Annotated in this window: 22 protein-coding genes; 8 read left to right on the forward strand and 14 right to left on the reverse strand. The window is 61.4% G+C overall.

Annotated elements, in window-relative coordinates:
* From glcE to V5E99_RS05030, 4 genes are read right to left on the reverse strand one after another with little or no spacing between them, the layout of a single operon-like run.
* On the reverse strand, positions 1-1050 hold the full coding sequence (glcE, locus tag V5E99_RS05015; protein WP_499801419.1) for a glycolate oxidase subunit GlcE: 1050 nt from the start codon (positions 1048-1050) through the stop codon (positions 1-3).
* Entirely contained in the window at positions 1050-2549 is a 1500-nt protein-coding gene (gene glcD, locus V5E99_RS05020; RefSeq protein ID WP_499801420.1) for a glycolate oxidase subunit GlcD, read from the reverse strand. The genes glcE and glcD overlap by 1 nt, the downstream gene beginning before the upstream one ends.
* Positions 2550-2595: 46 nt before the next feature.
* Positions 2596-3522, reverse strand: a complete 927-nt coding sequence (locus V5E99_RS05025; protein ID WP_499801421.1) for an alpha/beta fold hydrolase — start codon at positions 3520-3522, stop codon at positions 2596-2598.
* Between the two features lie 22 nt (positions 3523-3544).
* Positions 3545-4999 carry a flavin-containing monooxygenase gene (locus tag V5E99_RS05030; protein WP_499801422.1) on the reverse strand — a complete coding sequence of 485 codons (1455 nt, stop codon included), beginning with the start codon at positions 4997-4999 and terminating at the stop codon, positions 3545-3547.
* Between the two features lie 326 nt (positions 5000-5325).
* On the opposite strand from V5E99_RS05030, the gene V5E99_RS05035 reads away from it, so the two are divergent.
* The 3 genes from V5E99_RS05035 to V5E99_RS05045 all read left to right on the forward strand — a co-directional run bounded on the left by V5E99_RS05035 (position 5326) and on the right by V5E99_RS05045 (position 8690).
* On the forward strand, positions 5326-6396 hold the full coding sequence (locus tag V5E99_RS05035; RefSeq protein WP_499801423.1) for a diguanylate cyclase: 1071 nt from the start codon (positions 5326-5328) through the stop codon (positions 6394-6396).
* A 270-nt stretch (positions 6397-6666) separates the two neighbouring features.
* A complete protein-coding gene (locus tag V5E99_RS05040) occupies positions 6667-7890 on the forward strand; it encodes a M20/M25/M40 family metallo-hydrolase (protein ID WP_499801424.1) in 1224 nt (407 codons plus the stop codon).
* A gap of 500 nt (positions 7891-8390) precedes the next feature.
* On the forward strand, positions 8391-8690 hold the full coding sequence (locus V5E99_RS05045; RefSeq protein WP_499801425.1) for a hypothetical protein: 300 nt from the start codon (positions 8391-8393) through the stop codon (positions 8688-8690).
* 128 nt (positions 8691-8818) lie between these two features.
* Here V5E99_RS05045 and V5E99_RS05050 read toward each other — a convergent pair whose 3' ends face one another.
* The 8 genes from V5E99_RS05050 to V5E99_RS05085 form a co-directional block, all read right to left on the reverse strand.
* Positions 8819-9688 carry an isocitrate lyase/PEP mutase family protein gene (locus tag V5E99_RS05050; RefSeq protein ID WP_123513478.1) on the reverse strand — a complete coding sequence of 290 codons (870 nt, stop codon included), beginning with the start codon at positions 9686-9688 and terminating at the stop codon, positions 8819-8821.
* Positions 9689-10026: 338 nt separating this feature from the next.
* The gene (astA, locus tag V5E99_RS05055; protein ID WP_499801426.1) at positions 10027-11061 is read right to left on the reverse strand and encodes an arginine N-succinyltransferase; all 1035 of its coding nucleotides are present in this window, start codon (positions 11059-11061) and stop codon (positions 10027-10029) included.
* 61 nt (positions 11062-11122) lie between these two features.
* Complete coding sequence (locus V5E99_RS05060) at positions 11123-12139, reverse strand: arginine N-succinyltransferase (RefSeq protein WP_499801427.1); 1017 nt, start codon at positions 12137-12139, stop codon at positions 11123-11125.
* A gap of 120 nt (positions 12140-12259) precedes the next feature.
* Entirely contained in the window at positions 12260-13609 is a 1350-nt protein-coding gene (locus V5E99_RS05065) for an APC family permease (protein WP_499801428.1), read from the reverse strand.
* Positions 13610-13683: 74 nt separating this feature from the next.
* Positions 13684-14436, reverse strand: coding sequence for an N-formylglutamate amidohydrolase (locus V5E99_RS05070; protein ID WP_499801429.1), 753 nt, complete (start codon positions 14434-14436; stop codon positions 13684-13686).
* Positions 14420-15751: a type I glutamate--ammonia ligase gene (locus tag V5E99_RS05075; RefSeq protein WP_499801430.1), complete on the reverse strand. Its 1332-nt coding sequence runs from the start codon at positions 15749-15751 to the stop codon at positions 14420-14422. Before V5E99_RS05075 ends, V5E99_RS05070 begins: the two co-directional genes overlap by 17 nt.
* Positions 15748-16392, reverse strand: a complete 645-nt coding sequence (locus tag V5E99_RS05080) for a cysteine hydrolase family protein (protein ID WP_499801431.1) — start codon at positions 16390-16392, stop codon at positions 15748-15750. The genes V5E99_RS05075 and V5E99_RS05080 overlap by 4 nt, the downstream gene beginning before the upstream one ends.
* 2 nt (positions 16393-16394) lie before the next feature.
* The gene (locus V5E99_RS05085) at positions 16395-17249 is read right to left on the reverse strand and encodes a MurR/RpiR family transcriptional regulator (RefSeq protein ID WP_499801432.1); all 855 of its coding nucleotides are present in this window, start codon (positions 17247-17249) and stop codon (positions 16395-16397) included.
* A gap of 405 nt (positions 17250-17654) precedes the next feature.
* Between V5E99_RS05085 and V5E99_RS05090 the strand changes: the two genes are divergently transcribed.
* On the forward strand, positions 17655-18227 hold the full coding sequence (locus tag V5E99_RS05090) for a histidine phosphatase family protein (protein ID WP_499801433.1): 573 nt from the start codon (positions 17655-17657) through the stop codon (positions 18225-18227).
* On the forward strand, positions 18227-18982 hold the full coding sequence (cobF, locus tag V5E99_RS05095) for a precorrin-6A synthase (deacetylating) (protein WP_499801434.1): 756 nt from the start codon (positions 18227-18229) through the stop codon (positions 18980-18982). Before V5E99_RS05090 ends, cobF begins: the two co-directional genes overlap by 1 nt.
* Before the next feature lie 106 nt (positions 18983-19088).
* On the opposite strand, the gene ftrA is transcribed toward cobF, so the two are convergent.
* Positions 19089-20063, reverse strand: a complete 975-nt coding sequence (gene ftrA / locus V5E99_RS05100; RefSeq protein ID WP_499801435.1) for a transcriptional regulator FtrA — start codon at positions 20061-20063, stop codon at positions 19089-19091.
* A gap of 100 nt (positions 20064-20163) precedes the next feature.
* Between ftrA and V5E99_RS05105 the strand changes: the two genes are divergently transcribed.
* A complete protein-coding gene (locus V5E99_RS05105; protein ID WP_499801436.1) occupies positions 20164-20598 on the forward strand; it encodes a rhodanese-like domain-containing protein in 435 nt (144 codons plus the stop codon).
* Positions 20599-20683: 85 nt separating this feature from the next.
* Here V5E99_RS05105 and V5E99_RS05110 read toward each other — a convergent pair whose 3' ends face one another.
* Positions 20684-21316, reverse strand: coding sequence for a type 1 glutamine amidotransferase (locus V5E99_RS05110; RefSeq protein WP_499801437.1), 633 nt, complete (start codon positions 21314-21316; stop codon positions 20684-20686).
* Between the two features lie 345 nt (positions 21317-21661).
* Between V5E99_RS05110 and V5E99_RS05115 the strand changes: the two genes are divergently transcribed.
* Both V5E99_RS05115 and V5E99_RS05120 read left to right on the forward strand, forming a co-directional pair.
* Positions 21662-22444, forward strand: coding sequence for an ABC transporter substrate-binding protein (locus V5E99_RS05115; protein WP_499801438.1), 783 nt, complete (start codon positions 21662-21664; stop codon positions 22442-22444).
* 194 nt (positions 22445-22638) lie between these two features.
* The gene (locus V5E99_RS05120; protein WP_499801439.1) at positions 22639-23751 is read left to right on the forward strand and encodes a succinylglutamate desuccinylase/aspartoacylase family protein; all 1113 of its coding nucleotides are present in this window, start codon (positions 22639-22641) and stop codon (positions 23749-23751) included.
* Positions 23752-23832 lie beyond the last annotated feature (81 nt).

Consider the following 23832-nt stretch of genomic DNA (forward strand, 5'->3'; position numbering starts at 1 on the left):
CTAGAGCTCCGCGTACATCCGGCCCGGGTTGAACAGCCCTTGCGGGTCCAGTTGCGCCTTGAGTTGCCGGTGGTAACGCAATAGCGCCGGGGCCAGTGGCTGGAACGGGGTTTGCGTGGCGCCGTGGCTGAAACAGGTGGCGTGACCGCCCAGTTCATGGACTTTTGACTGAATATCCTGGGCGTCGGATTTCAACCAGCGTTGCGCCCCGGCCCAGTCGATCAGTTGCTCGCCGGGCAGCGATAACGGCCCGAGGTGGTTGGGCAGCGACAGTCGCCACAACGGCAAGCCTTCATCGAAAAACCCCAGCCGTTGTTCGTTCAGATCAGTCCAGTAACACGAGTCCAACGGTTCGCCGCCCAGTCGCTGATGGGCCGCCGTCACCGAGCCCTCACCACCCTCCAGCCGCAGAAACAAACGCTGACCATCATGACTCGCTGCGCTGATCGGCAACGGTTGCTGGCCCCATTCGGCGAGTTTGCTCAGGGCCTGGGCGCTGTCGAGTTCCAGGCTGATGCTCAAGCATCGGCGGGGCTTGGGCAGCACTTTGAGCGAGACTTCGGTCAGCACCCCGAGGCAACCGTAGCTGCCCGCCAACAGCCGCGAAAGGTCATAACCGGCGACGTTTTTCATCACTTCGCCGCCGAACCGCAGGTGTTTGCCGAGACCGGTAATCACCCGTGTACCGAGGACGAAATCCCGCACCGAACCCGACCACGGACGCCGTGGCCCGGACAGCCCGGCCGCGATCATCCCGCCCACCGTGGCGCCTTCGCCAAATGCCGGCGGCTCGCAGGGCAGCATTTGCCCGGCGGCGTCGAGGGTGGCCAGCAGTTCGCTCAGCGGCGTACCGGCGCGAACGCTGATCACCAATTCTGTCGGGTCATAACTGACGATGCCGCGATGGGCCCGGGTGTCGAGCAGTTCCCCGGCGACCTCGCGGCCCAGAAAGGCCTTGCTGTTGCTGCCCTGAATCCGCAGCGGCGTAGCGTTTTCCCGGGCCTGATTGACCTGCGCCAGCAACGTTTCGCTGGCATCGAATGCCAGCATCAGAAACGCTCCAGCTCGGGAAACGGCAATTGCCCGGCGTGGATGTGCATCGCGCCGAATTCGGCGCAGCGGTGCAGGGTCGGGATGTTCTTGCCGGGGTTGAGCAGGCCTTGGGGGTCGAACGCGGCTTTGACCGCGTGAAACAGGGTCAACTCGTCGCTGTTGAACTGCGCGCACATCTGATTGATTTTCTCTCGGCCCACGCCGTGTTCGCCGGTGATGCTGCCGCCCACCTTCACGCACAGTTCGAGGATTTGCCCGCCCAACGCTTCGGCCCGGGTCAGTTCGCCGGGCTGGTTGGCGTCAAACAGGATCAGCGGATGCATGTTGCCGTCGCCGGCATGGAACACATTGGCGACCCGCAAACCGTGCTCGGCGGCGAGGCGGGCGATGCCTTCCAGGACGCCGGGCAATTCGCGGCGGGGGATGGTGCCGTCCATGCAGTAGTAATCCGGCGACAATCGACCGATGGCCGGGAAGGCATTTTTGCGCCCGGCCCAGAAACGTACGCGTTCGGCTTCGTCCCGGGCCTGGCGCACTTCAGTGGCGCCGGCCTGCTGCATGACCTCGCGTACGCGCAGGCAATCGTCATGGACATCGGCTTCGACGCCGTCCAGTTCGCACAACAGGATGGCTTCGGCGTCCACCGGGTAACCGGCGTGGATAAAGTCTTCGGCGGCGCGGATGGCCAGGTTGTCCATCATTTCCAGGCCTCCGGGGATGATCCCGGCCGCGATGATGTCGGCCACGGCGCGGCCGGCCTTTTCCACGGCGTCGAAACTGGCGAGCAGGACTTTAGCGACTTGCGGTTTGGGCAGCAGTTTGACCGTGACTTCGGTGATGATCCCCAGCAAACCTTCGGAGCCGGTGAACAGTGCGAGCAGGTCGAAACCCGGGGAATCCAACGCTTCAGAGCCCAGGGTCAGGCGTTCGCCTTCGACGGTGAGCACTTCCAGTTTCAGCAGGTTGTGCACGGTCAGGCCGTACTTGAGGCAATGCACGCCACCGGCGTTTTCCGCGACGTTGCCGCCGATGGAACAGGCGATTTGCGAGGACGGGTCCGGCGCGTAATACAAACCAAACGGCGCCGCCGCTTGTGAGATCGCCAGATTGCGCACCCCCGGCTGGACCCGCGCGGTGCGGGCGGCGGGGTCGATGTGCAGGATGTTGTTGAAGCGCGCCATCACCAGCAGCACGCCTTTGTCCAGAGGCAAGGCGCCGCCAGATAATCCGGTGCCGGCCCCGCGCGCCACCACCGGCACCTGTTGGGCGTGGCAGATTTCCAGAAGTTTTTGTACCTGCTCCAATCGCCGGGGCAGGGCCACCAGCATCGGCGTGGTGCGATAGGCCGAGAGCCCGTCGCATTCGTAGGGTTTGAGTTCTTCTTCGCGCCAGAGCATATCCAGGTCGGGGATTTGCTGGTGCAGCAGATTGAGCAGGGCGGCTTTGTCGACGTCGGGCAACGGGCCGTCGATAAGTTCGTCGTACAGAATGTTCATCGCGCTGATCCATCAATGCCTTTCCAGCCAGGCGCAGGAGTACTCATTAGTTTTTCTGCCCCAGAAACTCCCGATACAACCGCGCCGCCCGGGTCGGTTGTTCAACCATCGGCATATGCCCAATGCCTTCCCAAATGTCCACGCGCAAATTGGCAATGCCCTTGCTCCACACCGCCACGCTGCTGACATCGATCAGCCGATCCTTGCGCCCCCACAACAACAGCGCCGGGCATTTGATGTCGGGGAGTTTTGCTTCCATCGGCGGGCTGGCGCGGAAGTCCTGGAAGATTTCCGCCAGTTCGTCGCGGCTTTGTTCATAGCGCTGGGCCACGGCGTCCAGCACCACCCCCGGCACCCATGGCGGGTTGGCCATGGTCATGGCGTAGAAGTGCTGGAACTCTTCTCTGGAGTGAATCAAAAACGGGTTGTGCCCCTTGGCCAGTTGGCGCTCCAGGTCGCTGACTTCCGGGGCGGTGACGCCCGCCGGATCGATCAGCGCCACCGAGGCGATGCGCTCGGGGTAAGTGGCCGCCAGCCACGCCGCAATGTAGCCGCCCATGGAGTTGCCGATCACATGCACTTTCTCGACCCCGCAGACGTCGAGCAACTGGATCATCCGTTTGGCCTGCACGCCGATGTCGTAGCCGCCGCCAGCCTTGAACCCGGTTTCGCCATGGCCGGCGAGGTCGGGGATGATCACCCGGTAGTCGCCGACAAAGTGCCGGGCAAAGCGCAGCCAGAGGTTCTTGTCGGCGCTGTAGCCGTGCAGCATCAATATGGCGCTGGAGGCTTCATACGGTCCGCCCTGCCAGGTTGAGACGGTCATTTCGCTGATCGGCACGACAATCTTGTGCAGCCGATACAGCTTGGCCTCCAGGGCCATGCTCAGGTCATACAGCCAGTGGCCGACGGCGGGGTAACTCAACCAGCTCCAGGCCACGAAAACCGCAATTGCGACAACCAACACAAGCATCAGACGTGTTCCTTCTACGTGATCAGGACAGAATGTGGTCAGCGGGTTTCAGCGTTCGGGTCAAGCGGTGATAGCTGAAACTGAATCCCGGAAACATGGCGATCACATGACCGCTCTTGCTTTGATACCAACTGTGGCAGCCCCCGGACTTCCACACTGTGCGTTCCATTTCCCGGTGGATCATTTGAGTGTAGGTACGTTCCGCCTCGGGGCGCACCTCAATGCTGCGCAGGCCTTGTTCTTTTAAGGCGCGGATGCAGCCGAGGATGTAATTCATCTGGGATTCGATGATGAACAGCGCCGAGGTATGGCCGATGCCGGTGTTGGGCCCGGTGACGATAAACAGGTTGGGGAAGTCCGGCAGGCTGGTGCCCAGATACGCCCGAGGGTACTGGGCCCAGAAGTCTTTCAGGCGTTTGCCGTGCTTGCCGGTGACCGGGTAGGAAATCACCCCGTCGGTGGCGTCGTAACCGGTGGACCAGACGATCAGATCGACGTCGATGTGCTGGCCGTCCAGGGTGTTGATCCCGGTTTCATCGAGGGAGGCAATCCCCTGTTCGCGACTGTGCAGCGTTACATTCGGCCGGCTGAGCGCCGGGTACAGCGTGCTGGAAACCACCACCCGTTTGCAGCCGATGGTGAAATCCGGGGTCAATTTACGGCGTAATTCGGGGTCGGGCACCTGGCGCTTGAGGAAGCGCAGGGCCTGCTGCTGAACCAGATGAATTGCCGGTTTGGAGTACTTGAAGGCAATTACCCGGGTTTCGAATTGCCAGTAAATCATCCAGCGCAGCAGCTTGTAGGCCGGTTTCAATCCGAGCAGCCAGCGCTGGAAGCGCCCGAACGTGCGGTCGGCCCGGGGTAAAACCCAGTGTGCCGAGCGCTGGAACACGTGCAGGTGCTCGACATCGGGCGCAATCGCCGGGATCACCTGCGCCGCACTGGCACCGCTGCCGACGATGGCGACGCGTTTACCGCTGTAGTCGTAGGAATGGTCCCAATGATTGGTGTGAAAGGTTTTGCCTTGGAAGCGCTCCATGCCGTCGAAGTGTGGGATCACCGGTTGGCTCAGCGGTCCTGTCGCGTTAATCAGGAACTGCGCGTAGAACGTGCCTTTCGTAGCGGTGTGCACCGACCAGCGTTTTGCGGTGTCATCCCATTCAATGGCCTCGACATTGGCGTCCAGTTCCACTTTTTCGCGCAGGCCGAAGTGCTCCACCACATGTTGGGTGTAGCGGTGCAGTTCAGCCTGTTCGGCGAACATCTGCGTCCACCGGTACGGGGCGAAGGACAGCGAATACAGCGGCGAGGGTACGTCGACGGCGGCACCGGGGTAGGTGTTCTGGCACCAGGTGCCGCCGAAAAAGTCCCGCCGTTCCAACAGGCGAAAATCACTGATCCCCGCCTTGAGCAAATTGACCGCCGCACACTGGCCACCAAAACCGCTGCCGATGATCAACACCTGATAGGTCTGCATGGGTCTCCTTTTTTGTGGTTGTTTAACGAACCCTCCCATCATGTATAGCCAATCTGCGCGCCCATGCCCCCGCTTTTGTTTGTAGGAGCAAGGCTTGCCCGCGATCAACGATAACGCGGTGAACCTGATAGACCGCCTTATCGTTGATCGCGGGCAAGCCTTGCTCTTACAGGAGAATGCGGACCTCGGCAGGTGGTGTCATTGATCACAGATAGCGCGGTATTCACCGCCAGCCGGTGATGGCTATTTGCCGTCGCCCTGATAGACTCCCTTTCACACCCGCAACCCCCGGTGTTATCAGATTCCGTCAGGTGGCAGAGGCCTCTATGGCAAGAACGGGAGGAAAGGGACTTTCACTGGCCAGGAGGCTTTACACATCGCGAACCCTGGGGCTGGCCCTGGGATTGTTGTGCGTGAGCGCAGCGATGTACCCGCTCGATCCGGCGCCCTGGGTCTGGGGGCTGATGTTGTTCAACGCCGCTGTCTGGCCGCATTTGGCTTACCAGTGGGCTCGCCGCGCCACACTTCCTTATCATGCCGAGCACCGTAACTTGCTGGTGGACGCCTTTCTCGGCGGCTTCTGGGTCGCGGCCATGCAATTCAATCCATTGCCCAGCGCGACCACGATTTCGATGATGGCCATGAACAACGTAGCCATTGGTGGCTTGCGGTTTCTCCTGGCCGGGACCGTGGCGCAAATCCTCGGGCTGGGCGTCGGTTTCCTGGTATTCACCCCCGCGTTCATTCCGCAAACCAGTCCATTGCAGCTCTACGCCTGCTTGCCATTGATGTGCCTGTACCCGCTGGCATTGGGCTGGATCTGCTTTCGCCAGGCCATCACCCTTGGCCGGCAAAAACGCGAATTGCTGGCCCTGAGCCGCACCGACAGCCTCACCGGCCTGCTGAACCATGGCGCCTGGAAAGATCAGTTGGAAGTCGAATTCCAGCGCTGCCAACGGCAGAATCAGGGCGGTGCGATTGCGCTGATCGACATCGACCACTTCAAAACCATCAACGACACCTACGGCCATGTCGCCGGCGACATTGTCCTGCGCCAGTTGAGCAAAATGCTCAAGCAGAACCTGCGGGCGGCGGACGTGGCCGGGCGTTATGGCGGTGACGAGTTCTGCGTGATCCTCCCGGACTTGCCGCTCAACAGCGCCGCCGCCGCGATGGATGCGTTGCGTGATCGCTTCGCCACGTTGGGTTATGAGCAAAGTCCGGCGCTGAAAGTCAGCCTGAGTATTGGTTTGGCCGCGTTCAATCCGGCGCATATCGATGCGACGTTGTGGCTCAACGATGCGGATCAGGCGCTCTATGAAGCCAAGACCACCGGGCGTAATCGGGTGATTTGCTGCGATGGCAAGCCGCATCGTGAATTGTTTGATTCGGTCTAACCGAGTCACCACAAATCCCCTGTGGGAGCGGGCTTGCTCGCGAAGGTGCAGTGTCAGTCAATGGTGATGTCGACTGACACGACCCTTTCGCGAGCAAGCCCGCTCCCACTAGACCTGTGCCTCACTCAGATCGCTTGTGGGAGCGAGCCTGCTCGCGAACGCCGACTCTGGGTCTAAAGCCAAACGCTCGATGTCGCATCCGGTATAGAGCCTCGCGCCGTTGTCAGGTAGGGTGTTTTTCACCCCCCGACACGAAACAAGGATCGATTCATGACGTTCAAACTCACCAGTCTCGCATTGACCCTCGCCCTCGGCGCTTTCACCTCCCCAGCCTTCGCCGAACCGCACAAACAAGTCCTCGCCGATTCCGAGCAATACAAGGCCGAAGCCCTGAAGCTGCTGGAAAAACTGGTCAATATCGACTCCGGTTCCGGCTATGAGCCCGGCCTGGGCCAAGTGCGCGACATCGCCGTCGACGAGTTGAAAAAGCTCGGTTTCAGCATCGAACTCGTACCCAACACGCCGGACAAAAGCAGCCACGTGATCGCCACGCTCAAAGGCACCGGCAAGGCAAAAATCCTGCTGATGGCGCACATGGACACCGTGTTCAAGGAAGGTTCGGCTGCCGAGCGTCCGTTCCACATCAAGGACGGCCGTGCCTACGGGCCGGGCGTGATGGACGACAAGGGCGGCATCGTCGCCGGAATCTACGCGCTGAAAATCCTGAAGAACCTCGACTTCAAGGACTACGCCCAGATCACCTTCCTGCTGGACGCCAGCGAAGAAACCGGCTCGGACGTCGCCACCGACCTGATCAAGAAAACCGCCAAGGCCCACGACGTGACCCTCAACCTCGAACCGGGGCGCCCGGCAGATGGCCTGGTGGTGTGGCGCAAGGGCAGCGCCACCGCAGTGGTCGAAGTGAAAGGCAAAGCCGCCCACGCCGGCGTCGCGCCGGAACTGGGTCGCAACGCCGCGATGGAAGCGGCGCACCAGATCCTGCAATTGGGCAAACTGGGCGACGAAGCGAAAAAAACCACCATCAACTTCACCGTGCTCAAGGCCGGCGACCGCACCAACGTGATCCCGGACCAGGCCACCGCCAAGGCTGACGTGCGCGCAGCGGTGCCGGAAGAGTTCGACCGCATCGAGAAAGACCTGGCGCGGGTGTCCCAGGACAAGTTGATCCCGGACACCGAAGTCACCACCACCCTGCAACGCGGCTTGCCGCCGATGCCACAAACCCCGGAGTCCGATCGCTTGATGGCTATGGCCCAAGGTATTTACGGCGAAATTGGCCGCAAGTTGACCGAAGAAGGCAGCGGCGGGGCGGCGGATGCGAGCTTGTCTGCGGGCGTGGGCACGCCGACGCTGGACGGCTTCGGGATTGTCGGCGGCAACATCCATACGCCGGAGGAATACGCGGAAGTTGAAAGCGTGGCACCGCGGATTTATCTGTTGTCGCGGATGATTATGGAGTTGGCCAAGCACTAAGCCACAACACGCTTCCTCAGAGTGGATGCAGTCCCCTGTGGCGAGGGGGCTTGCACCCGTCGGGCTTCGAAGCGGCTCCAAAAACCTGTAGTCGCATTTTTTCAGGTAAACCGCCCCCGCCGATTTTACGACTGCTGCGCAGCCGAGTGGGGGCAAGCCCCCTCGTCACAAGAGTTTGCGCGATTGGTGAATTAGCGTTCCTACAGCGGGTGCGGGCGATCATTCGCCGGCGTACAACTTTTCAAGACGTTTCCTACAACGTACCCTGTTGCCGCGTTTTGGTATCGACCCCTATAGTTCGGGCTCGCGGAAAACACCGCGAACGACCTTGGCCGGTCGACTATCTGAAACGCAACAGCGTCATGCGTGTTATGGCGGCTGTGCGCGGGACACCTGCGGGTGTGCCGGGTCTTTCAGGTACCGGTCGGCCAACCCGCACACAGCCGCCACCTTAAATCGCTTGGCCGCGAACGGTGGAAGCTCAACCTGGAGTTGTCCCTATGTTCGAAGTTATGCCCCGTTTTCTCCCCATCGATACCTATGACGCCGAAACCCCGGTGCTCTTCATCAATACCCAAAAAGAATTAAGCGAGATGGCTGCCTGTGCCATGCACCGTTTCACCGTGGTTCGTGACCTTATGGACACTTTGTCCAGCCTCAACCTCAAGGACACGTCCGATTGCGACCTGACCCGCGTTACCCGGGCGGTACATTTGTTGGCGCGAGAAGGTTGCGCGGTGCTGAATGTGATCCAGAAGCGGGCGGTGCAGCGGGAGGAGGGATACAAGGCCTCTATTTAGCAGTGTTGCGGCTGGCGCTTTCGCGAGCAAGCCCCACATTGATCCAGTGTTGATCACTAATGATGTGTTCAGCCGAGATCCCCTGTGGGAGCGAGCTTGCTCGCGAAGGCGTCGTGACGTCCGACGCATCACTCCTTGACGCGCATAAACTCTTCCGCCCAACGGATGTAATCCTCAGGTTGGGTGTAGGTGTGCGTCAGCTCGGTCGCGCTCAAATCCGAGGCCTGGGTAAAGATCTGGCGTTGTTCGCGCAGGCTGTCGTAGGTGGCCTTGATCGCGGCGAAGTAGGCGCCGTGGCCGTCGATGGTCACCCGCACACCGAGTTCCGCGAGGCGTTTGTCGTCGCGCAGCGCCGGGTTGCCGTAGGTGACCAGCATCAGCGGCACGCTCAGGTGCTCGGCGATTTTTTCCAGTTGGTCGAAATCCTGGACGCCGACCATGCAAATCCCGTCGGCCCCGGCGTTTTGGTATTGCTGGGTGCGGCTGATGATTTCCTGGATTGGCAGGATGCCGGCGTTGGTACGGGCGATGATGGCCATTTCCTTGTCGACCCGGGCTTCCAGCGCCGCGCGAATCTTGCCGACGCCTTCGGCCACGCCGATCAAGTCGGTGGACTTGCGGCCGAATTGGGCCGGCAGCAGGGTGTCTTCGATGGTCAGGGCGGCGATGCCGGCGCGTTCCAGTTCGACGATGGTGCGCATCACGTTGAGGGCGTTGCCGTAGCCGTGGTCGGCGTCGGCGATTACCGGCAATTGGGCCACGCGGCCGATGCGGGTGGCCTGTTCGGCGAATTCGCTGAGGGTGATCAAGGCGAAGTCAGGGGCGCCCAGTACCTGCAACGAGGCGACCGAGCCGCCGAGAATCCCGACCTCAAAACCCAGGTCAGCGGCAATGCGCGCCGACATCGGGTCGAACACTGAGGCGGTGTGGTAGCACGTGTCGGAAGCCAGCAATTGGCGAAAGTTACGGCGCAAATCTTGATGAGAAAGCCTGGACATATAAGTTCCACCACTGCATTGGAATGGAAGGGCTTGAGCAAAAGTGTCAACGCCGAAGGAACAAAAGGCTATCACGCGAGCGGGGTCAGGAGGATGACGAATTTTCGGACAGGTGAAACGATACCGCACCCTATGGCAGGGGGCTTGCGCTGAAAGTGATCGTGCGAGCGCTGAAATACCGGTGGCGAGGGGGCTTGCCCCCGTCCGGCTGCGAAGCCGTCGTCAATCAGGCGATGCGGTACAACAGTAAAAATGGGGTGGCAGGTTTTGGGGCCGCTTCGCAGCCCAACGGGGGCGAGCCCCCTCGCCACAGGGATGTGGGAGGCTTCAGAAACTAATCAGGCCGCCACGGCTTGCTGCTGCTGATTCAACAACGGCACCGCCCGTACCGAATCCCCCGGTTGCAACTGCAAACGCTTGGCCGTGAGGCGGTCGACGATCAGGCTGTTGCCCACTAGCCGGGCCCTGGCGGCGGTGATGCGGCAGTTTTCCATGCGGCGGTTGTGGATCAGCCACACCGGGGCCTGGTCGTCCGGGGTGCCGATGGCCAGCGCCAGCGGCTGGCTGTCGCGCACCGCACGGATTTTCGAGACCTGGGCTTCTATCACGGGCCCGCCGTCGAAGATGTCTATGTAATCCTTATGGGCAAAGCCTTCGGCATTGAGGATTTTCAGCGCCGGTTCGGTGTTCGGGTGCGCCTTGCCGATCACGGCCTGGGCCTGTTCGGTGAGCAGGCAGGTGTAGAGCGGTTGACGGGGCATCAGTTCGGCGATGAAGGATTTGTTGCCCATCCCCGACAAATGATCGGCGTAGCTGAAGTCCATTTTGAAAAAGTGCCGCCCCAGGCTGTCCCAGAATGGCGACCGGCCTTGTTCGTCGGCGCTGCCGCGCAGTTCGGCGATGAGTTTGTCGCCAAACAGTTGCGGGAACTCGGCGACGAACAGCAAGCGTCCCAGCGACAGCAATCGACCGTTGCAACCTTCGCGCTGATCGGGCCGCAGGAACAGCGAGCAGAGTTCCGATTGGCCGGTCATTTCGTTGTTCAGGAACAGGGTCGGAATGTGCCGCTGAATGCCCAGGTCCGCCGACGAGCTGACCGTCAACCCGACCCGGTAGTTGTACCAGGGCTCGCGCATGCCGACGGCGCCGGTCAGGGCGCTGACCCCGACCACGCGCTGATCGTCGTCCTCAAGCACGAACAGGTAATCGGCGTCAGCCCGCTCGACTTGTTCGGCGAAAGTCCGTTGCGCCCAGCGCACGCGGTGGGTCAGGCGATCTTCATTGGCCGGCAGGGTGGTGAACCCGGGGCCGGCCTGTTGCACCAGCGCCAGCAGGGCAGGCAAATCAGTGATTTGAACCGGACGAACGATCATGAGGCAGTTCCTTTTGCGCGCCTGTTCGGGCGCTGTCGTTGGGCGCGGGGCCGGGCGTTGCTCACAGGGCGATCAGCCGGATCGGGCTGCCATCGGTCACGTTCAGGGCGGCACACATCTCGGCGCTCAAACCGACCGGTTGTCCGGCGTTGTAATCCAGTTCGGCGACGATGGCTCGAAAATCCTTGAGTGAATCGTTGCTCACCAGGTAACTGCCACGGGCGTCGATGCCCTCGGCCAACTGGGCAACTGCGGTGTGGCTGCGGGCGATGGAACGAATGTTCGAGGTGCGCGCGTACAGGGTCGGGCCACCGTCGAACAGGTCGATGTAGCTGTTGGTCTCAAAACCTTCGCGCGCCAGGATGTCGAACGCCTCCTGGCCATCGGGGTGAATCCGGCCGATGCAGGCCTGGGCTGCGGGCGGCAGCATCGGCACGTAGATCGGGTATTGCGGCATCAGTTCGGCGAGGAAGGTGCGGCTTTCCAGGCCACAAAGCCGTTCGGCCTCGACATACGGCAGGTCGAAAAAATGCTTGCCCAGGGCATCCCAGAACGGCGACTGGCCCTGCTCATCGCTGTAGCCGACGATTTCCGTGATTACCGCCTCGGCAAAACGCGGCGCATGGGCGGCGATGAACAGCAACCGCGCCCGCGACAGCAACTCGGAAAACGGCGTGCCCACCCGTTCGGCATCGATGTGAAAGCCGCGCAGCAAGGTGTGGCCGCTGAGGTCGTGGCACAAGGACAGCGCCGGCACGCCGTGCTCGATGTTCAGTTCCCGGGAGGCGCTGGTGAAGTGGCGGTTGCGCAGGCTGTAGAACGGCTCGCTGAACCCGGCGGTGGCGAGGACTTCCGAACACCCGGCCAGGCGTTGACTGGCCAAATCTTCGAGGACGAAAAAGTAGTTCTCCGGGCCGTTGCCTTCAACGTCTTTGTCGAACGAGGCGCAGGAATCGAGGATCTTCTCGCGCAGGCGTTCGCTGTCATCGGGCAGGGACGTGACGCCCACCAGGCTGTCACGGGCCAGTTGTTGTAACTGGGGCAGGTCGGTTAACTCGACTGGGCGTAAGACCAGCATGGATGTACTCCTGTATCAAAGGGTTCGGCGGCGTGCCGTCGAACCTGACTATCACTGTCGGTTTCCACGCATTAAAGCGGCGGTCGCCTGATTTTGTGTCAGACGCCGCCCTTTTTGTTGTCAGACGTTGCTTGGGTCGGGCAGCGTCGTGCTGGCGCCGAGCTTGTTCAGGAAAAACAGGTAGACCAGACCCAGGGCAATCCAGATCAAGCCGAGTTTTTGTGCATCGACGCCCATGTTGTACATGATGGCTGCGACGATCACGAAGCCGATCACCGGGCACAGCAGGTGACGGATCACCTGGCCGGACTTCTGCCGGCGCCAGTAGTAATTGATCACGGTCAGGTGCAGCAGCATGAAGCCGCTCAACGCGCCGAAGTTCACCAGCGAGGTGAGGGTGTCCACCGAGTTGATGAACAGGTAGCAGATCACCAGCGACAACACGGCCACCAGGTAAATGCTGATGTACGGTGTGTTGTGTTTCGGATGGACCTTGGCCAGTACTTTCGGCAGTTTGCCGTCCCGCGCCATGCCGAACAGCAGCCGCGACACCGCCGCTTGCGAGGTGATGGCCACCGCCACGCCCCAGGCCAGCGCAGTCGCCACGCCGGTGAGCGTCGCCAGCCAACTGCCGGCGGCGATTTCGGCGATTTCATAGAACGCGGTGTCGGCGGACTTGAAGCCCATGCCGGCCGCCAGGTCCGTGGCAATCCAGGTCTGTACGACGAAGATCACGCCCATCACCACCAAGGTAATCAATGCAGCCTTGCCGACGCTGCGGCCCGGGTCGCCCTTGATCTCTTCAGCGAGGGTGGAAATCGCATCGAAGCCAAGGAACGACAGCACCGCAATCGACACCGCTTGCATCAGCAGGGCAAAGTTGAAGGTTTGCGGGTTGTACAGCGGTGCCAAGGTCAGCTCACCGTGACCGCCACCGTTGTGCAGGGCATTCCAGGCGTAGAACAGGAAAATCCCCAACACCACCAGTTGCGCCAGCAGAAACACGATGTTCATCCGCGCGGTGAAGGTGATGCCCCGCAGGTTGACGAAGGTCGCGCTGACCAGGAACGCCAGGATGAAACCGACTTTCGGGATGTCCGGGTACAGGTGATTCAGCGCCATGGCCGCGTACACGTACAACAGCGGCGGGATCAACAGGTAATCAAGCAGCATCAACCAACCGGCGATAAACCCGACGTGTTGATTCAGGCCCCGTTGCGCGTAGGAATACACCGAGCCGGCAATCGGAAAAGCCCGGGCCATGCTGCCGTAGCTCAGGGCGGTGAACAGCATGGCGACCATGCCGATGATGTAGGCCAGCGGCACCATCCCCGGGGCCTCGGCGTTGACATAGCCATACACGCCAAACGGGGCGATGGGGATCATGAAGATCATCCCGTACACCACCAGGTCCGTCAGGCTCAGGCTACGTTTCAACTCCTGCTTGTAGCCGAATTCTTCTATTTCCATGAAGCCGCTCTCCTTGCCATCACATCGGTCAGTTTTGGTTTTTATCGCGTACTGCGCGCAGCGCTTTTGTTTGCCTACAGCAGCGGGGCCAGGTAATCGGCCCAGCGTTTAATTGTTTCGGGGGTGCGCAGCAGGTCGTTGCGCACCTCGATCAACACCGATTCGAGCCCGCGAGCATCACCGTGCACCGGCACGGTCATGTCCCCCAGCGGGTCGATCTTGTACGGCTGATTGCCGGCCACTTTCAGTGGATGGCGACTCAGCCCTTCGATCACCCGTTGGGCGTACTCCCTGGCTTCGCCGAACAACACGCCGGCCTCCAGGGGCCGGGGCTGGCCGTAATAAACCGGAGTAAAACTGTGAATGCCCACCACGCGGACCGCACGACCCTGCGCGATACGCTTGTCGATCAAGGTTTGCAGCCGCGTATGAAACGGCTTGAACAGCGTCTGCCGCCGGTATTCCCGGGTGGCTTCGTCCAGTTGCTGGTTGCCCGGTACCTGATAAATCTCGCTCTGGGGCGGAATGCTATCCGGTGCATGGCGCGGTCGATTGAGGTCGATCAACAGTCGCGAGTAATTCGCCGCCAGCAGCGTCACGCCGAGGGTTTCGGACAGGCACTCAGCCAGCGCCAGGGCGCCGATGTCCCAGGCAATGTGCTCGCGGGCAGCCTCAGCGCTCAGGCCCAGGTCGTTCAATGCCGGCGGAATGAAATGGCTGGCGTGTTCGCACACCAGAATCAACGGGTGCTCGGAGGTTTCCCGGCTCAGGGTGTACGGGGGCTGCGTGAAAAGCCCCTGTTCAACGGAATCAGTAGAGACGCGCATAGTGCTCACAAAGGTCGGCGGGCGAGAGCTGTTCCGTCAGCGTCAGTTCCTCGGTTTTCAGGGCGAAATAGGTGTCGAGCAAGGCCTTGGGCAACGCTTCGATCAGCGCCTCGCTGTGGCGCAGGCAATCCAGGGCCTGGGGCAGTGAGGCGGGTAGGGCAACAATGCCGCGAGCCCGGCGTTGTTCGTCGTTCAGCGCATCGGGGATTTCATCGGTGATTGCGTTCAGCGCCAGGCGTTGTTCGATGCCCAGTCGGCCGGCAATCAGGACGGCGGCCATGGCCAGGTGCGGCGAGGCGGTGGCGTCCATGGCGCGGAATTCGAGGTTGTACTGCGCCGCCACGGATTTGCCGCCCAGGCTCACGGTCGGGCAGATCCGCAGCGCCGCTTCGCGGTTGCGCTGGCCGAGGCAGGCATAGGAAGCGCTCCAGTGATGGGGCTGCAAGCGCTCGTAGGACACCGGTGTCGGCGCGGTAAATGCGCAGAGTGCCGGCAGATATTGCAAGACCCCGGCGGCCCAATGCTGGCCCTGGGTCGACAGGCCATTGATGGTGCCGGCGTCGTACAGCAACGGCTGCCCTTCCAGGTCTTGCAGGCTGATGTGCAAGTGCACGCCGTTGCACACCGCGTGTTCGGCCGTTTTGGGCGCGAAGCTCAGGTCCAGGTCCATTTGCCGGGCGATTTCCCGGGTGATCTCGCGCACGTTCACCGCGCGGTCGGCGGCCGCGACACCGAGTGTCGGGCGGCAGGTGATTTCGTACTGATGCTTGCCATATTCCGGCAGAAACATTTCCGGCTCGACGCCCCCCGCGCGCAAGGCGCTGAGCAGCCAACCGCCGAATTCGGCGCCCTGGCGCTGGGCTTCAAGGGTGAACGCCAGGTGTTCCGCCGCCCCGCAGGCTAGATTGAATTCATGTTCAAACGCCGCGTTGACCTGCACCCCGAGTTCCGCTCGATAGCGCTCCACTTCATTACGCAGCAACGTGCGCGGGCAAGCGCCCCACGGTCGGCCATCGGTTTCGCAAATGTCGCCGTGAATGAAATCCAGCGCCGGGGCGTTGGCATCGGGGCCATTGGCGACGATCACCCGGCTGCTCAAGTCCGGGATCAGCCGCAAGTCACCGTAGGCGCCCCACGGATTGGTCGAGGCGATGATGTCTTGCGGGGTCAGCGCACTGTTGGCCGGCACCCAACCGCAACCGGCGGCGAGGTAATGCTCCAGTTCGTCGGTGGGAAAGGAACGGCCACGGGTCACGCCGATCAGGTCGGTGGTGACAATCGTGGTCATCGGCACCGGCACCAGGCGTGCGCTCATGGCTGCAGCTCCTGCAAACGGCCGAGCACGGTTTGCGTGTCGGTGATCCAGCAATAACCTTTGATCGCGTTGAGGCAGGCCTGATGCCGTTGCGCGCTGTAGGTGGCGCAGGCGTCTTCCACCAGCGTCACCAGGTAACCACGGTCGGCGGCGTCACGCACCGCCATGTCCACGCATTGGTCGGTGACGATGCCGGCGATGACCAGATGCCGCACCTCCAGGTTGCGCAGCACGTAGTCAATGTTGGTGGAGTTGAAGACCCCGGACGACGTCTTGGGCAGCACCACTTCGTTTTCTGTCGGCGTCAGGTCGTCGATGATTCGCGCTTGCGGGCTGCCCTTGGGCAGGTGCATGTCCGAGAGTTTGTGGTCCAGCGAGCGGTCGCGGCCATCGGCGGTGAGGCTTTCGATCAGGGTGTGCAGCACGTTCTGCCCAGCGCCGCGAAACGCGCTGAGCAGCCGCCGTTGATTGGGCACCACTTGCATGTGGGTACGGGTCAGAAAGTATTCGGCATCGGGGTCATTGAGGTGCGGGTCGAACTGCGGTTCGAGCCAGGCCCGTTGCATGTCGACCAACAGCAGCGCGGTGTGATCGGTGACAAACGGCAGGTCGCGAGGCGAGTGGTGGGGGAGCGTAAACATCCTTATTTTTCCTCCAGCAAATGAGTGTCGAAGTCGGTGCGCAGGGCATCGATGCCTTCCAGGCGATCGGCCAGGTCCGGGCTGCGCAAGGTCAGGCAGGCAATCAGCGCTTCAATCTGCGCCAGCGCCGGGACCATGCTGTCGAACGCCGACACCGATTCCACCGGGGCGCTGATGATCAGGTCGGCCATTTCCCGCAATGGCGAAGAATAGATGTCGGTAAACAACACCACCCGCGCATAACGATTTTTCGCCGCACTGGCCACGCGCATGGCCTGGGACTGGTAACGGCGATAGTCGAACACCAGCACCACGTCCTGGCGCTGCACGTCGAACAGGCGATCCGGCAATTGCGCGTTGTCTTCCAGGGCGCAACAGCCGGGGCGCAGCAGGCGCAGATGGTTGAGCAAATAGTTGGCGAGGAAACTGCTGAAGCGCCCGCCGAAGCAATGCACCTGATGGCGGGCATCAAGCAGCCATTCCACGAGGATGCGCACATCTTCGGGTTGGGTCAGGGCCTGGGTTTCCACCAGGGAACGATGGGTTTCCGCCAGGTAATGGCTCCACGGATCGTCTTTTTGCGAATGGGCGCGCGGCTGCAACAAGGTACTGGGGGAGCGCAGGCGATGGTCCATGTCGCTGAGCAGGGCATCCTGGAATTCGGCGTAACCGCCAAACCCGAGTTTTTTCACCAGCCGCACAATCGTCGGATCGCTGACACCGGCATGTTCAGCCAGACGCGACATCGGGCCCAGTCCGTTACGCGGGTACTGGTCCAGCAAGGCGCGGATGACTTTGCGTTCCGACGGCGTGAGGTCCAGGCCGGGATCGGTGATCAGGTCTCTAAGAGGGGGCATCCGGGCTCCTGCTGGATGGATGTGTCGGTTTCATTTCACAATTCGCTAAAACAGTATTTATGTAACTCACGCTACATGTCTAGTGAATTTTTACACGGGATGGCGAGGCTCCAAAATGGGGCGAAAGGCCCGTGCCATAAGGGCTACACGGATGTCGACTGAGCGTGTAGGACATTGCCCATAGCGATGTCGGAGATCGCCGTTTAAATGACCTGAAATCTCTGTGGAAGCGAGCTTGCTCGCTAATAGGCCGTTTCAGCCAGCATGGGGATCGCCTGACACACCGCTTTCGCCAGCAAACCTGCCCCCACAGGTTTTGCGCCTTAACCGATCGTCTTGCGGCACAATCGGGCAATTGTTTGCGGCATGTTGCCGTTTTGCCTTCCAATGAAAGAGTGATTGCCCGTGCAGGCGACCCGTTTGACCCTGATTTGCCACGCCCGAACCGTCGCACAAAAACTGTCGCGTTTTCCTACGGATGAGCCGGTTGAAATGGTTTGGCAGTCGGCGAAGTGTTCCCGTCGTGGCACCTCCAAGGTGGCGCCGCGCCTGCTGTGTGGTCCCGAAGCCCGGACCCGTCAGACCGCCGAACTGTTCGGCAGCGATGCGCAGGTGGTCGAGGCGTTGAGGGACTGCGATTTCGGTCGTTGGCGAGGCCTGCGGATCGGTGATCTGCAAAAGAATGAACCCGACGCGCTCCAGGACTGGATCGAAGACCCGCATTCCGCACCCCACGGCGGTGAGTCGGTGATGCAACTCGGCGAACGGGCGGCGGCGTGGCTGGCGACGCTGGAGGCCACACCGGGCCATATCATCGCCATCACCCATCCTTACGTTATTCGCGCGGCGTTGACCCACGTACTGCAAAGCCAGGCGTTCAACCTGATCGATGTCGAACCGTTGTCGGCCATCGAACTGCGGTTCACCGGACGCTGGCGGCTACGCTTGATGAGCACCGAGCCTGAAGGAGCGTTTTGATGAAAACTTTGCTGGTCATCGGTATTGGCGCCGGCAACCCGGACTACATCACGATGCAAGCCGTCAAGGCGTTGAACCGGGCCGATGTGTTTTTCCTCATGGACAAGGGCCAGAGCAAGGACAAGCTGATCGACCTGCGGCGCGAGATCTGCGAGCGCTACATCACTGATCACGCCTATCGTTTCGTCGAAGCCCACAGCCCGGAGCGGGAACGCGGCGACGTGGACTACAAGGCCAGTGTCGAAGATCTGAACCTGGCCAAGCAACAAACCTTCGAACGCCTGATCAACGAGGAAATATCCGACGGTCAGTGCGGCGGTTTCCTGATCTGGGGCGACCCGGCGTTGTACGACAGCACCGTGCGGATCTTGCAGTCGATCCTGGCCTCGGGGCGTTGTGCGTTTGAGTTCGAGGTAATCCCCGGCATTACCAGCGTCCAGGCGTTGGCGGCGCAACATAAGGTGCCGTTGAATCGCATTGGTCGCTCGATTGAAATCACCACGGGCCGGCGGTTGGCAGCGGGGCAGGTGAGTGAGGCTGACAGTCTGGTGGTGATGCTCGACGCCGAAGATTCCTACCAGCAGGTGGCGGATAAGGAGACAGAGATTTACTGGGGGGCCTACTTGGGCACGTCGGATGAAATCCTGATCAGCGGCAAGCTCAAGGACGTGGCGGATGAGATTGAGCGGGTGCGCAAAGCGGCACGGCTGGCGAATGGGTGGATTATGGATACCTATTTGTTGCGCAAGCCTTGAAGTTGGCGGCGTCTGGGCGGACGCTTTCGCGGGCAAGCCTCGCTCCTACAGGTCGAGGTGATCCGTAGGAGCGAGGCTTGCCCGCGAAGGGGCCAGTGGCAACACCTCAAGAAATGACTTGGGCTTCACGACCAAACCGCTCCCGATACACCGATGGCGGCACCCCGACCACGCTGCGAAACGCCACCCGGAAACTTTCCACCGACCGATAGCCGCAATGCTCGGCGATCTGCTCGGTGTTCTGGTTTGTACTCTCCAGTAACTCCCGGGCCCGGGCCAGGCGTTGATGCTGCAACCAGGTCTTGGGTGACTGGCCGCTGGCTTCAGTAAAACGCCGCAGGAACGTGCGTTCACTCATCGCCGCCTCACTGGCCAGGTCACGCACTTCCAGTGGTTCGTGCAAGCGCTCCCGGGCCCATTGCATGACGCGGGACAAATCGCTGCGGGGCGTTGGACTGACGGGTGTAGGAATAAACTGCGCCTGACCGCCGGTGCGTTGCGGCGACATCACCAGTCGCCGCGCCACCGAGTTGGCGACTTGGGTGCCGAAGTCCCGTGCCACCAGGTGCAGGCAGGCGTCGATCCCGGCGGCGCTGCCGGCCGAAGTAATCAACTGACCCGAATCGACGTAGAGCACGTCCGGGTCCACCAAAATATTCGGGAAACGTTCGGCCAGCTCCGAGGTGTAGCGCCAATGGGTGGTGGCGCGATGACCGTCGAGTAAACCGGTAGCCGCCAGCACAAACACCCCTGAACAGTTCGAAAGCAATCTCGCACCTCGGGCATGGGCCTGGCGCAACGCGACGAGCAACGCCTCGGGCACTGGGGCCTCACGGTCGCGCCAACCGGGAACGATGATGGTCCGAGCGGTTTCCAACAGTTCCATGCCGCCGTCCGCCAGCACTTGAATGCCGCCCATGGCGCGCATTGGGCCTTCATCCACGGCGGCGATTCGATGCTCATACCACGGGAAATCAAATTCCGGCCGGGCGAGCCCGAAGATCTCTACGGCGATGCCGAACTCGAACGTACAGAGGCCGTCGTAGGCCAGAATCGCGACTAATCCAGGGCGGGGCTGCATTTGGCGGAAAGTTCCCGGTAGGTGTCTTGTGCGCCACTGTAGCCGCAAGTGCCGGGCAGATAAAGTTTGCCTACACCCACCGAGACGATGGAGTACACCCATGACCAGCCTGGTTCGCGCCATTCCTGCAGCACCGTCGGCCATTGCCCTGATGCATTTCAGCAATCGCCTGACCTTTGAAACCGATTGTTCCGACGTCTATGGCAGCCAACAGGCCGGGGAGGTGGACTTTGTACTGGTGGACACCCGGGGCCCGCAGGCCTTCGAGCGCGGGCATGTACCGGGAGCGATCAACATTCCGGGGCGGCTGATGAGCGCTGACACATTGGCGATTTATCCCACGTCCACGGTGTTCGTGGTCTATTGCGCCGGCCCGCATTGCAACGGCGCCAACAAGGCTGCGGTGAAACTGGCGGCGCTGGGTTACCCGGTGAAGGAGATGATCGGCGGGGTGACGGGGTGGCTCGATGAGGGGTTTGAGTTGAGTGTTGAGGTGGTGCGACCGGCCAGCGCGGTGGTCAGTTGCGAGTGTTGAGGTAGCCGCTGTAGGAGCAAAGCTTGCTCGCGATGTCATCCTTGAGATCGCCATCGCGGGCAAGCCTTGCTCCTACAATGACTTTTCACACTGCAACCCACCACTGATCCAGCGTCCCCCGCAACCACTCAAACACCGCCGCATGGGCGGCACTGTCATCCTGATCCCGTGGCAACGGCGATTCCTCGGCAAAGTGCTGGTTAAGCATCGCCACCGAACCGGCATCCCACTCCGGATGAAACTGCAACCCCACCCGCGTCGGTCCGACCCGATACATCTGCTGCGCGCACGCCGCGCTGCTGGCGAGTAACTGCGCGCCGGGCGGCAAATCGATCGCGTCTTCGTGCCATTCCAACACGTTCAATGCCTGGCCATCCGTGAAGCTGACGGTGGTCCAGCCGGTTTCGGGACGGGCCATGCGCCGCACCGTCCCGCCCAGGCTCAGGGCCAACAACTGCGCCCCCAGGCAAATCGCAAACACCGCCGCGCCTTGCTCAAGGGTGGCCGCCAGCCACTGGCGTTCCGCTTCCAGCCACGCCGGCCCCGCGTTGGATTCATAAGGCCCGCCCAGCACAATGACGGGCTCCGCACCCACGGGCGGCAACTGCCCGAGATCGGCGCGAAAAACCTTCAGCGTGATCCCGCGCAGGCTCGCCCATTTGGCAATCGCCCCCGGACCTTCGGCAGGGTGGTGCTGGATCAGGTTCAACTCGGGCATCACGGTTCTCTGGCGGATGGAAGAATGGCGACCAATGTGCCGCAAAACCACTGCCATCGCCAGCGACAGGTCGGCGGTGTTTTTGCTGCGACTGTTCAGTCAGATCAGCGCCAAAACCTTGTAGGTTTTATCCGAAACAGAGTCTTGTCCTACAGTCCTTGCACTGCCGTGGCGCACAGGTCTAAACCGCACAATCCGCAGGCCACTTTTCTATAAGTATTTGTCGCTTAAACACAATTTGCCCTCCAGCCACCGCTCTAGACTGCCGGCCACTTCGGTTTTCACCCGACCGAAAGCGACCAATCGAAAGCTGCCAATAAAAGCCTCCGCACACAGGAGTTATAAATGAAGAAGCTAGTGATGTTCGGTGCCCTGGCACTGTCGATGTTGTCCCTGACCGCTGTGGCCGAAGACGCCAAGCCGATTCGCATCGGTATCGAAGCCGGTTACCCGCCATTCTCGATGAAAACCCCTGACGGCAAACTCACCGGTTTCGACGTGGACATCGGCGACGCGCTGTGTGAGCAGATGAAAGTGAAGTGCGTGTGGGTCGAGCAAGAGTTCGACGGCCTGATCCCGGCCCTGAAAGTGAAGAAAATCGACGCGATCCTGTCGTCCATGACCATTACTGACGACCGCAAGAAAAACGTCGACTTCACCATCAAGTACTACCACACCCCGGCGCGCTTCGTGATGAAGCAAGGTTCCGACGTCAAAGACCCGCTGACCGAGCTCAAGGGCAAGAAAGTCGGTGTGCTGCGCGCCAGTACCCACGACCGCTACGCCACCGAAGTGCTGGTTCCGGCCGGGATCGAGCTGGTGCGCTACGGCTCCCAGCAGGAAGCGAACCTGGACATGGTCTCCGGTCGTATCGACGCGATGCTGGCCGACTCGGTCAACTTGAGTGACGGTTTCCTGAAAACCGACGCCGGCAAAGGCTTCGAATTCGTCGGCCCGACCTATGAAGACGCCAAGTACTTCGGCGGCGGCGCCGGTATCGCTGTGCGCAAGGGTGACACGGCGCTGGCTGACCAATTCAACACCGCCATCACCGAGATCCGCGCCAACGGCAAGTACAAGCAAGTGCAGGATAAGTACTTCAACTTTGATGTGTACGGCGGCGAGTAATCCAGCCGGATAAAAAAGTGGCTACCGTTGACGCGGTGGCCATTTTTTTTATGCCTTCATGATCTATCCTGCGAACACATTTCCCCTGTAGGAGCTGCCGAAGGCTGCGATCTTTTGATCTTGTTTTTAAAAGCAAAATCAAAAGATCGCAGCCTTCGGCAGCTCCTACGCTTAGGCATCGACAGGACCCGTATATGCAACGTATCGACCATCCATTGCCGTGGAGCCATTTGGGCACCGAACGCACCCTCAGCGTGTTTCGTTATGGCACGGGCACCCGCAAGGTTTACATCCAGGCCAGCCTGCACGCCGACGAACTGCCGGGCATGCGCACGGCCTGGGAGCTGAAAAAACGCCTGGCCGAACTCGAAACCCAGGGCCAGTTGCAGGGCGTGATCGAACTGGTGCCAGTGGCCAACCCCATCGGTCTTGACCAGCACCTGCAAGGCGCGCACATGGGTCGCTTTGAACTGGGCAGCGGCAAGAATTTCAACCGTGCGTTCGTCGAACTGAGCGCACCGGTCTCCGCATTGATCGGTGCTCAGTTGGGCGATGATGCCGAGGCCAATATCGCGCTGATTCGCCAGACCATGGGCCAGGTGCTCGACGGTCTGCCGGCGCCGGCCTCGCAACTGGAAGCCATGCACCGTTTGTTACTGCGCCACGCCTGCGAAGCTGACATCACCCTGGATTTGCACTGCGACTTCGACGCGGCGATTCACCTGTACGCGTTGCCGCAACACTGGCCGCAATGGCAGTCCCTGGCGGCGCGGTTGAAGGCGGGCGTGGCGTTGTTGTGCGAAGACTCCGGCGGCAGCTCGTTCGATGAGTCGTGCTCGACACCGTGGTTGCGCCTGGCGCAGTTGTTCCCGGACGCGGCGATTCCACCGGCCAACCTGGCGACGACGCTGGAGCTGGGCAGCATGGGCGACACCCGCGTCGATCAGGCCCAGGCCAATTGCGAGGCGATTCTGGGGTTCCTCGCCGAACAGGGTTTTATCGCCGGCACCTGGCCGGCGGCCCCGAGCGAGTGCTGCGAAGGCATGCCGTTCGCCGGCACCGAGTACCTGTTCGCCCCGCACCACGGCGTGGTGAGTTTTCTGCGTGATTCCGGCGAATGGGTCGAGCAGGGCGATGCGCTGTTTGAAGTGGTCGATCCGTTGAACGACCGGGTCACCACCGTGACGGCCGGGACCAGCGGCGTGTTGTTTGCGATTGATCGTGGGCGCTATACCCAGCCGGGGACGTGGCAGGCGAAGGTTGCCGGGCGTGAGGCGTTTCGCGTCGGCAAATTGACCAACGACTGATCCGGGATTTTCGCTGCTTTTGAAGGCCTCTTCGCGGGCAAGCCTTGCTCCTACGGATCAGCGGTAACCTGTAGGAGCAAA

The sequence above is a fragment of the Janthinobacterium sp. LPB2021202312-11-4 genome (assembly GCF_037049705.1).
In the GTDB taxonomy this organism is placed as follows: Bacteria; Pseudomonadota; Gammaproteobacteria; order Pseudomonadales; family Pseudomonadaceae; genus Aquipseudomonas.